Source organism: Burkholderia reimsis (assembly GCF_003294055.1).
In the GTDB taxonomy this organism is placed as follows: domain Bacteria; phylum Pseudomonadota; class Gammaproteobacteria; order Burkholderiales; family Burkholderiaceae; genus Burkholderia; species Burkholderia cepacia.
Genome location: NZ_QMFZ01000003.1, coordinates 242,067 through 254,082, shown reverse-complemented (window position 1 = coordinate 254,082; position 12,016 = coordinate 242,067). Strand labels below are relative to the sequence as shown.

Genomic DNA, 12,016 nt, shown 5'->3' with positions numbered 1-12,016 from the left:
CGGCCCGCCGGATCCACGCCGCCGGACGGGCGGCGGACGGCTTCCGGGCCACCGGGCGAAAAAGGGCAAAACGGGTATCTGTCCGCGTCGAAGCGCCCATGGATCGCAGTCTCCCGGTCGAGAGTCACTCGCCCACCTTTACAACCTGCTTTCACAAAAGCCCCCTACTCGTTCGCCCGCGCCGCCTGCCGGTTTCGCTGCACGCTGCATTGTTGAAATGAAATCAAGATAATTTCGTCCGGATACGGCTTTTTCCGCAAAAGTGAAGCAGGCACACTTCGCACTGTCCTCAATGGCCCCGTGCCGTTGTTTCTCGATTACAGGAGCACATCGCGTGAATCCCACGACTTCCTCTCCTTCCCGCCCGGGCGGCGGCGCCGCGCTGCCGCTGCTGGCGCTCGCCGCCGGTGCATTCGGCATCGGTACGACCGAGTTCTCGCCGATGGGCCTGCTGCCGGTGATCGCCGAAGGCGTGCACGTGTCGATTCCGCAAGCCGGCATGCTGATCAGTGCTTACGCGATCGGCGTGATGGTCGGCGCGCCGCTGATGACGCTGCTGCTCGCGCGCTGGTCGCGCCGCTCGGCGCTGATCGCGCTGATGTCGATCTTCACGATCGGCAACCTGCTGTCGGCACTCGCGCCGGGCTACACGACGCTGCTGCTCGCCCGCCTCGTGACGAGCCTCAACCACGGCGCCTTCTTCGGGCTCGGCTCGGTGGTCGCGGCCAGCCTCGTGCCGCGCGAAAAGCAGGCCAGCGCGGTCGCGACGATGTTCATGGGTCTCACGATCGCGAACGTCGGCGGCGTGCCGGCCGCGACCTGGCTCGGCCAGATCATCGGCTGGCGCATGTCGTTCGCCGCGACCGCGGGCCTCGGCCTGGTCGCGATCGCGGGGCTGTTCGCCGCGCTGCCGAAGGGCGAAGCCGGCAAGATGCCCGACCTGCGCGCCGAACTCTCGGTGCTGACACGCCCCGTGGTGCTCGGCGCACTCGGGACGACCGTGCTCGGCGCCGGCGCGATGTTCACGCTCTACACGTATGTCGCACCGACGCTCGAGCACCTGACCGGCGCCACGCCCGGCTTCGTGACCGCGATGCTGGTGCTGATCGGCGTCGGCTTCTCGATCGGCAACATCGCGGGCGGGCGCCTGGCCGACCGCTCGCTCGACGGCACGCTGATTGGTTTCCTGCTGCTGCTGATCGCAACGATGGTCGCGTTCCCGGTGCTCGCCAGCACGCATGCCGGCGCCGCCGTCACGCTGCTCGTGTGGGGCATCGCGACGTTCGCGGTCGTGCCGCCGCTGCAGATGCGCGTGATGCGGGCGGCCCACGAGGCGCCGGGCCTTGCGTCGGCCGTCAACATCGGCGCGTTCAACCTCGGCAACGCACTCGGCGCGGCCGCCGGCGGCGCGGCGATCTCGGCGGGCTTCGGGTATGCGGCCGTGCCGCTCGTCGGCGGGCTGATCGCCGCGGCCGGCCTCGCGCTCGTCTTCCTGCAGATCGCGCAACAGCGCCGCGCACCGGCCGCCGCGAATTCGTAATCGCGACACGCCGTCCACCGGCGACGAATGCCGGATCACCCCCCGCACCACGTTCGCGGCCGCTCGATGCGGCCGCGTTCGTTTTCAACCGTCAATTCCACTTCATTCGATCTTCAAGCCCGAATATCCGGAATATCCGCGAATCCCGTTTCGACAAGAATAAAATTCTCTCGCGAATTGCCGGAATCAACCCAATCCCCTTGAATGATTCATTTTTCATCCTCTCAATTCCGCCAGATTCATCAATCAACCATTCCGTACAGGCTGATTCACCCCGCCCGCTCAGGCAAAAAATCACGGCCGAATCCGGCATGATTCATGAAGTACTTGCTACATCGCAGGAAAATATTTCATTCAATTCGCACATTGAAATCACAAATAGAAATGCTTTCCGAGTTTATTTACCCAACACCCAACCCAGATGTAACAAAATGAAACAGGGCCGATTTTAATATTGAAAGAATTGCCGGTTCGTATCAGCATCTGCGATACCGTGGCCTGCGAAACGCGGCATAAATCCAACGAAAATTCGATCGATGAGGGATCTGCGTGAAAGTCGCCATCGTATCCACCACATTGTCGCTCGCGCTGTCAGTCGGCCTTTCGACGCCCGCCGCAGACGCCGCCATCTATTCGAACGGCACGTCGACCGCCACCTTCAACGTCACGCTCACGCTGCAACCGAACTGCACGATCACGGCGAACCCGCTGGCCTTCGGCACGAACGGCGTGCTGTCCGCCGCGATCAACCAGCAGACGACCTTGAGCGTCACCTGCACCAACACGACGCCGTACAACGTCGGTCTCGACGCGGGCCAGGTCACGGGGTCGACCGTCGCGAGCCGGCTGATGGCCGGCACGGCAACCGGCAACACGTCGACGACGGTCGGCTTCCAGCTCTACCAGGACGCCGGACGGACGACGATCTGGGGCAACACGCAAGGCACGGACACCGTGGCCGGCACCGGCACGGGGTCCGCACAGTCCTTCACCGTCTACGGCCAGGTGCCCACGCAAGCCACGCCGAAGCCGGACACTTATCAGACGACCATCACCGCAACCGCCTACTTCTGACCGGCGCTGCTTCCCATGTCCGCATTACGTCGAACGCTCGCCGCGCTGCTGTGCGCGGCCGGCGCCGCGCACGCCGCGTCGCTGCAGATTTCCCCCGTCACGATCGAATTCGGCGCCGACGACACGGCCACCGGCATCACGCTCCGCAATCCGGGCGAGCGCCCGGTGTACGGGCAGGTGCGCGTGTTCCGCTGGGATCAGGCCAATGGCGAGGATGCGTTGACGCCCACCCAGGATCTGCTCGCCAGCCCGCCGCTGATCGAGGTCGGCAAGCAGGCCGAGCAGCTGATCCGCGTCGTGCGCGCTTCGCGTACGCCAGCCGGTACCGAGCAGACCTACCGGCTGCTGATCGACGAGTTGCCGCAGCCCGGCGAGGCACCGGCCAACGGCGTGTCGATCCGGCTGCGCTATTCGATTCCGGTGTTCGTCGAGCCTGCCGCCAGCGGCGCGCCGCAGCTCGACTGGGCGCTCCTGCGCAGCAACGGCGGCTGGGTGCTGCGCGTGCACAACGGCGGCACGCGGCGCGCGCAACTCGCGTCGGTCGAACTCGTGACCGGCGACGGGCGCGCGTACCCGCTCACGCGCGGGCTGCTCGGTTACGCGCTCGCGGGCCGAACCGGCCAGTGGAGCGTGCCGCTGCCGGCCGGCGTCGCGCTCGGCGGCAAGGTCACGGTGCGGGCGGCCGTCAATTCGCAGCCGGCCAGTGCGGTCGTCGCGGTGGAGCCGCCGGGCTAGACCGCCGGTGCGCCGCCCGGCCTCTCCCCCTTCGCCACGCGCCGGCATGGCCCCGGCCAATGGACGCGGAGCGCCGCGCCGCTTGCCGCGCGCCGTGCTCGCGGCCGTCGTGGCCGGCGGCCTGCTCGCATTCGGCCCGGTGCGCGCTGACGAACTCCCGGTGCTCGTGATGACCGACGGGACGCACGACGTGATCCTCGAAGTCAGCGTCAACGGCGAAAACACGACGCTGCTCGCGCACTTCCGCGAACGCGACGGCCGCCTGTCGGCGAGCGGCGCCGACCTGCGCACGATCGGCGTTGCCACCGACCGGCTCGGCCTCGCCGACGCGGCGACGGTCGACCTCGACGCGATTCCCGGCCTGCGCTACCGCTACGACGCGGCACGCCAGAGCGTCGACCTGCAGATGCCCGACTCGCTGCGCCGGCCATACGCGGTCGACAGCCGTGCGTTGCCGCCCACGCAGGCGGCCAGCGCGTCGCGCGGCGTCGCGATCAACTACGAGGCGTACGCGCAGACGATCGGCGACCGGCAGTACTCGCTCTACACCGACGTGCGCTACTTCGATCCGGGCGGCGTGTTCGACACCACGGGCGCCGCGACCTTCTACAACGGCCAGCGGCGCTACACGCGCTTCGATACGTCATGGAGCCGCTCGGACCCGGCGCGGCCAGGCACGACGCAGCTCGGTGACACGATCTCGGGGTCGCTCGCGTGGACGCGCTCGGTGCGCATCGGCGGCTTCCAGTGGCGCAGCAACTTCGCGCTGCGCCCCGATCTCGTCACGTTCCCGATCCCATCGCTCGCGGGCTCCGCCGCCGTACCGTCGGCCGTCGACTTGTACATCAACAACGTGCGCCAGTACACCGGCAACGTGCCGAGCGGCCCGTTCCTCATCCATGACGTGCCAGGCATCAGGGGGGCCGGCCAGGCGACCGTCATCACGCGCGACGCGCTCGGCCGCACCGTCGCGACCTCCGTGCCGCTCTACGTCGATACACGCATGCTGTCCGCCGGGCTGTCGAGCTATTCGTTCGAAGCCGGCTTCCTGCGCCGCCACTACGGGCTGCAGTCGTTCGACTACGACGCGCGGCCGGCCATCAGCGGCTCGATGCGGCGCGGCGTCACCGACGTGCTGACCGTCGAGGGGCATGCGGAAGCGACCGGCGGCGTGCTCAACGCCGGCGTCGGCGCGCTGCTGCGGCTCGGCTACGCGGGCGTCGTGAGCGGCGCGGTCGCGGGCAGCGCCGGCCGCTTTCCGGGCACGCAGGTGAGCGTGGGCTACCAGCTGATCGAGCCGCGCTTCTCGATCAACGCGCAGACGATCCGCGCGTTCGGCCGCTACGGCGACCTGGCATCGCGCGACGGCGCGACGGCGCCGGCGGCGACCGACCAGGCGACGCTCGCGCTGCCGTTCATGCACCGCCAGACCCTGTCGCTCAGCTATATCGGCTTCCGGATGCCGCAAGGCCCGGGTACGCGGATCGGCACGGTGTCGTACACGCTGGGTTTCGGCGATCTCGCGTCGCTGAGCGTAAGCGCGTACCGCGACTTCGCGCAGCAGGGTGCGAACGGCGCGTTCGTGTCGCTGAACATCGGGCTCGGCCGCAACACGTCGATCAACACGACCGTCGGCCGCCAGCGCGGTCAGTCGAACTACACCGTCGACGCGAGCCGCCCGCCCGACTACGGCGGCGGCTGGGGCTGGGGCGTGCAGACGGGCGGCACGGGCGCGGTGCCCTACCGGCAGGCGCAACTGCGGTATCTCGGCCACGCGGGCGAAGTCATCGCAGCCGCGCAGCAGATCGACCGGCAGGCCGGCGCGTCGCTCGACGTGAGCGGCGCGCTCGTGTTCATGGACAGCAGCCTGCAGGTGTCGCGCCGCATCGACGACGGCTTCGCGCTCGTGTCGACCGACGGCGTCGCGGGCATTCCCGTGCTGCACGAGAACCGCGTGATCGGCACGACCGACCGCGCGGGGCACCTGCTCGTGCCCGACCTGAACGCGTACCAGAACAACCAGATCGCGATCGACTCGATGAAGCTGCCCGCCGATGCGCGGATCGCCCGCACGTCGATGACGGTCGTGCCGCAGGCGCAATCGGGTGTCGTCGCGCATTTCGGCGTGTCGCGCTATCGCGCGGCGTCGGTGATCCTGCGCGACGCCGAGGGCCGCCCGCTGCCGGCCGGCGCGCGCGTGCATCACGCCGAAAGCGGCGCGGATACGATCGTCGGCTACGACGGGCTCACGTTCATCGACGGGCTGAAGGAGGACAACCACCTCGTGATCGACTCCGGCACGCAGCGCTGCATCACGGAATTCGCGTTCACCGCACCCGGCGACGGCACGCTGCCGACCATCGGGCCCCTCACCTGCCGGGCGGCGCCATGAGGCTCGCGCTGCTGCTCGTCATCGCGTTCGCCGCGTGGTGCGGCGTGCCGCATCACGCGCGGGCCGAGTCCTGCACGGCCACGGCGTCGACGGTCAGTTTCGGATCGGTCAGCCCGATCTCCAACGCGCCGGTCACCGCGACCGGCACCGTCAGCGTCACCTGCACGTGGTCGGCCGTCTCGCTGGTGCCGAACGTGCTCGTGTGCCTGAACCTCGGCGGCACGAGCCCGCGCAGCCTCGTCAACGGCACGAACGCGATGCAGTACGACCTCTATCTCGACGGCGGACATTCGGTCGCGTGGGGCTCCGTGTATTCCGGCACGACACCGGCGTCCGTCACGCTCGCCAAACCCGCGCTCGGGACGAGCGCGTCCGCGACGGTCACCGTGTACGGACAGATCACCGGAAACCAGCCGACCGTGCCGACGACCGGCAACAGCACCACGACCTATTCGCAGCAGTTCGGCGGCAGCACGACATCGATCAACACCGGGTTCTACCTGCTCGTCGCGCCGACCTGCGCATCGCTGACGACGTCGAGCGGCACCTTCCCGTTCGGCGCGACGGCGGACGTCATCAACAACTGCAACATCAACGCGACCAACGTGAGCTTCGGCACCGCGAGCATCCTGTCGGGCACGCTCGCGGCAACGGGGACGATTACCGCGCAATGCACCAACGGCGACGCGTGGAAAATCGCGCTGAGCAGCGGCGGCAGCGGCGACGTGACGGCGCGCCAGATGAAGCGCAGCGGTGGTGGCGGGACGATCGGTTACGGGCTGTATACGGACGCCGCGCACTCGATCCGATGGGGCGACGGCACGGGCGGCAGCGCGACGGTCACGGGCGTCGGCACGGGCACGTCGCAGGTCGTGACCGTGTACGGCGCGGTGCCGGCACAGACCACGCCCGCGCCCGGCAGCTACAGCGACACGATCACCGCGACGATCAGTTTCTAGCGTTCAACGGCATGAACGGGCGGGCGCGCCGTTCAGAACGTGACGGTCCATGCGGACGGCGCGCCCGTGCCGATGCCGCGCGGCGCCGGGCGCGCATCGGGCAGCGCCGCGTGGCTGAGCACGAACGGCGTGCCGTGCACGCAGCTGACGCTCGGCATGCCGGCATCGGCAGCCGCCTGCGGCGCGCCGGTGTCGATCGTGCAGGTTTCCGGAATGACGAGACTGACTCGCAGCGGAATCGACGGTTCCGCCGCGCTCGCGAGCGACCCTGCGCCCAGTGCGGCGAGCGCGGCGAGCGCGATCGCACGGCGTGTGATCCGGCCGGCTGTCATCGTGCGGCCCTCCTTCGTGCATCCATCCAGGCAGATGCGCGCATTATCGGCATGCGCGCGGAAAACCTCAATCCGCACGCATTCGACCGAACCCCGCCGCGCCGGTCAGAGCGCGGCGGCGAACCCGCCGAAGAACGCGCGCGCGTTGGCGTCGAGGCTTTCGAGGTGATAGCCGCCTTCCTGCACGATCACCGTCGGCAACCCGAGTGCGCCGATGGCCCCGCCGAGCCGGCCGAAACCGTCGGTCGTGACGGCAACCTGCGATTGCGGATCGTCCTTGTAGATATCGAAGCCGAGCGCGAGCACGAGCGCATCGGGCTGGAACCGCGCGAGCGCGCGCAGCGCGTCGTCGAGCCGCTCGAAGAACGCCGACTCGGGCGCGCCGTGCGGCATCGGCAGGTTGAGGTTGAAACCGTCGCCGGCGCCCGCGCCCGTCTCTTCCTCGTAACCCGCGACGACCGGGTAGAAGTTGGTCGGGTCGCCGTGGATCGACACGTACAGCACGTCGTCGCGGCCGTAGAAGATCTCCTGCACGCCCTGCCCGTGATGCATGTCGGTGTCGAGGATCGCGACCCGGCGATGGCGGCCGAGCAGCGACTGCGCGGCGATCGCCGCATTGTTCAGGTAGCAGAAGCCGCCGGCCGCGTCGCGGCGCGCGTGATGGCCGGGCGGCCGGCACAGTGCGTACGCGTCGCGTGCGCCGTCGTTGACGTCGGCCGCAGCCGCCAGCGCACTCTGCGCGGACCAGTACGCGGCGCGCCACGTGTTCGCACCGACCGGGCAACTGCCGTCGGCGAGATAGCGCGCGGCCTTCGCGAGCACGCCGCGCAGCGGGTTCGGGTCCCGCACGAACACGTTCGACATCACTTCGTCGCCCCAGTCGTCGGGCATCCGCTTCCAGTCGCGGTGCGCTTCTTCCAGAAAGCGCAGGTAGTTCATGTCGTGCACGGCCGCGATCGGCGCGGTGCCGCGGTCGGCCGGCTCGCGTACGTCGAAGTCGAGCGACCGGACGGCCGCGACGAGCCGCGCCGCGCGCTCGGGCACTTCCTGCGGCTCGCGCATCCGGCCGCGCGACAGGTAGCTGCGCGGATGGTGCAGCAGTTGCTCGGGATGGAAATAGGTGTTCATCGTTTGCCCTCGTCGGTTGTTCTGTCTGTCTGTCGATCGATCGGTTCGCGGTGTCACGCATCCTGCGTGGCGGCCGCCACGGCAACGCTCGCCGCGACACCGGCGCGCGCGAGCACCGCATGAAGGAGCACGTTCGTGCCGCGCGTCACGTCGGCAGGCAGGGCGTCCTCGGCTTCGTTGTGCGACAGGCCGTCGACGCACGGGATGAACACCATCGCGGTCGGAACGCGGCGCGCGAGCAGGATCGCGTCGTGCCCGGCGCCGCTGACGATCCGCTCGTTCGTATAGCCGAACGCCGCAGCCGCCTGCGCGACCAGCTCGACGCAGTCGCGATCGAACGGCGTCGCCGGGCTGCGCCAGCAGGTGTCGATCGCGACCTGCACGCCGCGTGCCGCGGCGACACGTGCGCACGCATCGCGCAGTTCGCGCTCCATCGCGTCGACTTGCGCATCGTCGTGATGACGGAGGTCGACCGTGAACGTCACGTCGCCGGCAATGGTGTTGCGCGACGCGTTGCGGATGCCGACCTGCCCGATCGTCGCGAGCCCGCGCGGCGCATGACCGGCGACGATCCGTTCGAGTTCGAGCGCCATCTGCGCGCTCGCGAAATACGCGTCCTTGCGATACGGCATCGGTGTCGTGCCCGCATGCGCGGCCACGCCCGTCACCGTCACGTCGAGCCAGCGGATCGCCTGCCCGCCCGTGACGATGCCGATCGTCGTACCGTTGGCCTCCAGCACCGGGCCCTGTTCGATATGCGCTTCGAAGTACGCATCGACCGCGCCGCCCGTCGCGCGCGCGCCGCGATAACCGCAGGCGTCCAGTGCCGCGCCGAGCGTGATGCCGTCGGCGTCCTGCTTCGCGAGCGCATCGTCGAGCGGCAACGCGCCCGTGAACACGGCCGAGCCGAGCATCGCCGGCGCGAAACGCGCGCCCTCCTCGTTGGTCCACGACACGATTTCCAGCGGCTTGCCGGTCGCGATGCCTGCGTCGTTCAGCGTGCGCACGAGCTCGAGCGCGGCGAGCACGCCATACACGCCGTCGAACCGGCCGCCCTCGGGCTGCGTGTCGAGATGACTGCCGATCAGCACCGGCGCGGCCTGCGGATCGACGCCGTCGCGCCGCGCGAACAGGTTGCCGACCGCGTCGACGCTCACCGTCATCCCCGCGTCGCGGCACCACTGCGCGAACAGGTCGCGCCCGCGACGATCGTCGTCGGTGAGCGCCAGGCGCCGCACGCCGCCGCGAGGCGTCGCGCCGACGCGCGCCATGTCCGCCAGGCTCTGCCACAAGCGGGCGCCGTCGATTTCCAGCAGGTCTTTCATGTGCACTCCGGATGAATTCGTTCGTTGAGAGTCACTGTGAGCCGAGCGCTTCGGCGACGGTCGGCCGCGCGGCGCGGCGTGCGTCGATCGCGACGATGGAGAGCAGCGAGACGCCGGCCAGACACGTGTAGAACACCGCGAGCGGCCACCACTGGCCCGCGAAGCGATGCGCGAGCCACGTGCCGACGAGCGGCGTCAGCCCGCCCGCGATCGCGCCGCAGATCTGGTAAGCCAGCGAGATCGCCGAATAGCGCACGTGCGCGGGAAACACGTCGCTCACGAAACCCGCGATCACCGAATAGAAGCCGGCCATGCAGACCACCGCGAGCGCGATGCCGGCAATCAGCGACGCGGACGTGCCGCCCTGCACGAGCATGAACATCGGATACGGCGACAGCATCGCGAGCAGCGCCGCGAGTTTCAGGAAACGCGCGCCGCCGATGCGCTCGGCGATCCACGCGGCGACCGGCTGCGCGAAGAACTGGATGATCGCGACCGCGAACAGGCTGTCGAGGATCAGCGATCGCGAGACGCCGACGTACTGCGTCGTGTACGCGATCATGAACGTGTTCGTGAAATAGACGCCCGCGATGCCGATCGTGTTCGCGCCGATGCAAAGGAACACGAGCCCCGACGCCGAGCGGAACACTTCCGCAACCGGCAGCTTCACCGTGCGGTTGGTTTCCTTCACGCGCGCGAATTCCGGCGACTCGTTCACGCCGAGCCGGATCAGGATGCCGACCACGAGCAGCACCGAACTAGCGAGAAACGGCAGGCGCCAGCCCCATGCGAGGAAGTCCGCCTTGTCCATCGACGTGACCGCACGGAACGCGATCAGCGACAGGATCAGCCCGGCCGGGCTGCCGAGCTGCGCGAACGACGCGAAGAACGTGCGGCGCCCCTGCGGCGCATGCTCGCCCGCCATCAGCACCGCGCCGCCCCATTCGCCGCCGACCGCGATCCCCTGCACCACGCGCAGCGCGACGAGCAGCACCGGCGCGAGCAGGCCGACCGTCGAATAATCGGGCAGCAGCCCGACGCAGACGGTCGCGACGCCCATCATCATCAGCGTCGTCATCAGCGCCTTCTTGCGGCCGATGCGATCGCCGAGGTGCCCGAAGATCACGCCGCCGAGCGGCCGCGCGAAGAAGCCGACCGCGAAGGTCGCGAACGACGCCATCGTGCTGACGAAGCGGTCATGCGACGGGAAATAGAGTTCGCCGAACACGAGCGCGGCGGCGGTCGCGTAGATGTAGAAGTCGTACCACTCGATCATCGTGCCGATGAACGCGGCCGTCGCGGCGCGTCCCGGCTGGCGGGCGGAAGGAAGGGACTGGGTCATGCGGGCTCCTGACGCGCGCCGCTGCGGCGCGACGCGCAATATCGTGGACGGCCGTCTGTCGCGGCCTTGCGCCGCACGCTGCGGCGCCCCTCCTTTATCGGCGACCGCAAATCATTAGTCAAATTTCAAGTTATTATTCGCCGTATAAATTCAACTAATATTCACCCGACGCCTCGCCCGGAGACCCGATGCGCCCCGACCTCGCCCCGTTCCTGAACGACCGTCTCGACTGGAACCTGTTGCGCACCTACCTCGTCATCGTGCAGGAGCGCAGCGTGAGCCGCGCGGCCGCGCGCCTGCACGTGACGCAGCCGGCCGTGAGCCAGGCATTGCGGCGGCTCGAGGACACGCTCGAACGCAAGCTGATCGAGCGGCGCGGCACGCACTTCGCGATGACGCCGGCGGGCGAAGCCGTGTACCGGATCGCGAGCGACATCTACGGCGGCATCTCGCGCCTCGAAACCGAAATCGACGACAGCACGGCCGACCTGACCGGCTCGATCCGGCTGCTGACGGTGAGCCGCATCGAGTCGCCCGTCTATGACGAATTCCTCGCGGAATTCCATCGCGCGTATCCGCGCATCGACCTGCAGATCGAGGTGATGCGCTCGTCGGACATCCTTTCTTCGCTGCTGCAGAAAACCGCCACGGCCGGGCTCGGCCTGTGCCGCACGCCGCACGACAAGCTGGAGATGCGCTGCTTCCTGCGCCAGCGCTATGCGATCTACTGCGGCCGCCATCACCGGCTGTTCGGGCAAACGCAACTGCGCATGGACGATCTGCTCGCCGAGAATTTCGTGTCGTTCACGAGCGACCAGATCGGCGACAGCCTGTCGCCGCTCACCGTGTTTCGTGACCAGAAGGGTTTCACGGGGCGCATCGTCGCATCGTCGCCGAGCCTCGAGGAAGTGCGGCGGCTGATCTTCGCGGGTTACGGGATCGGCTGCCTGCCCGAACACATCGTGCGCGACGACATCGCGCAACAGCGGCTGTGGCGGCTGCCGCCCGACGAAGGGCTCGTCGACGTCGACGTGTTCCTGCTGTGGCATCGCGATCGCAAGATGAACGCGGCCGAGCACGCGTTTCTCGACGCGATGGAGCGCTGCATGCAGCGCCATTCGCTTGCGGAGCGGCTGGGGAAGTAGCGGCGCGAGCGCGCCGGAGGAAAGCGCCGGGCGCACCCGGCCCG

General features: G+C 68.8%; 10 protein-coding genes. 6 read left to right on the top strand and 4 right to left on the bottom strand.

The features are described from left to right. Positions 1 to 334 precede the first annotated feature (334 nt). The 5 genes from DPV79_RS06015 (at position 335) to DPV79_RS05995 (ending at position 6,700) form a co-directional block, all read left to right on the top strand. Complete coding sequence (locus DPV79_RS06015) at positions 335 to 1,540, top strand: MFS transporter (protein WP_027787910.1); 1,206 nt, start codon at positions 335 to 337, stop codon at positions 1,538 to 1,540. 576 nt (positions 1,541 to 2,116) lie between these two features. Then, positions 2,117 to 2,614: a Csu type fimbrial protein gene (locus tag DPV79_RS06010; RefSeq protein WP_113045006.1), complete on the top strand. Its 498-nt coding sequence runs from the start codon at positions 2,117 to 2,119 to the stop codon at positions 2,612 to 2,614. Positions 2,615 to 2,629: 15 nt separating this feature from the next. Beyond that, complete coding sequence (locus DPV79_RS06005; RefSeq protein ID WP_048023676.1) at positions 2,630 to 3,349, top strand: fimbrial biogenesis chaperone; 720 nt, start codon at positions 2,630 to 2,632, stop codon at positions 3,347 to 3,349. 82 nt (positions 3,350 to 3,431) lie between these two features. Beyond that, complete coding sequence (locus DPV79_RS06000) at positions 3,432 to 5,741, top strand: fimbria/pilus outer membrane usher protein (RefSeq protein WP_425267351.1); 2,310 nt, start codon at positions 3,432 to 3,434, stop codon at positions 5,739 to 5,741. After that, positions 5,738 to 6,700, top strand: a complete 963-nt coding sequence (locus tag DPV79_RS05995; RefSeq protein ID WP_113045004.1) for a Csu type fimbrial protein — start codon at positions 5,738 to 5,740, stop codon at positions 6,698 to 6,700. The genes DPV79_RS06000 and DPV79_RS05995 overlap by 4 nt, the downstream gene beginning before the upstream one ends. A gap of 32 nt (positions 6,701 to 6,732) precedes the next feature. Here DPV79_RS05995 and DPV79_RS05990 read toward each other — a convergent pair whose 3' ends face one another. The 4 genes from DPV79_RS05990 to DPV79_RS05975 form a co-directional block, all read right to left on the bottom strand. Continuing rightward, complete coding sequence (locus DPV79_RS05990) at positions 6,733 to 7,032, bottom strand: hypothetical protein (protein ID WP_133295617.1); 300 nt, start codon at positions 7,030 to 7,032, stop codon at positions 6,733 to 6,735. Positions 7,033 to 7,137: 105 nt separating this feature from the next. Then, on the bottom strand, positions 7,138 to 8,160 hold the full coding sequence (locus DPV79_RS05985; RefSeq protein WP_113045002.1) for a histone deacetylase family protein: 1,023 nt from the start codon (positions 8,158 to 8,160) through the stop codon (positions 7,138 to 7,140). Positions 8,161 to 8,213: 53 nt separating this feature from the next. Further along, on the bottom strand, positions 8,214 to 9,485 hold the full coding sequence (locus tag DPV79_RS05980) for a Zn-dependent hydrolase (protein WP_113045001.1): 1,272 nt from the start codon (positions 9,483 to 9,485) through the stop codon (positions 8,214 to 8,216). Positions 9,486 to 9,516: 31 nt separating this feature from the next. Further along, a complete protein-coding gene (locus DPV79_RS05975; protein WP_113045000.1) occupies positions 9,517 to 10,827 on the bottom strand; it encodes an MFS transporter in 1,311 nt (436 codons plus the stop codon). A 188-nt stretch (positions 10,828 to 11,015) separates the two neighbouring features. Here DPV79_RS05975 and DPV79_RS05970 point away from each other — a divergent pair, with 188 nt between their 5' ends. Further along, positions 11,016 to 11,972 (top strand): LysR family transcriptional regulator, encoded by a 957-nt coding sequence (locus DPV79_RS05970; protein WP_113044999.1) that lies wholly within the window; start codon positions 11,016 to 11,018, stop codon positions 11,970 to 11,972. Positions 11,973 to 12,016 lie beyond the last annotated feature (44 nt).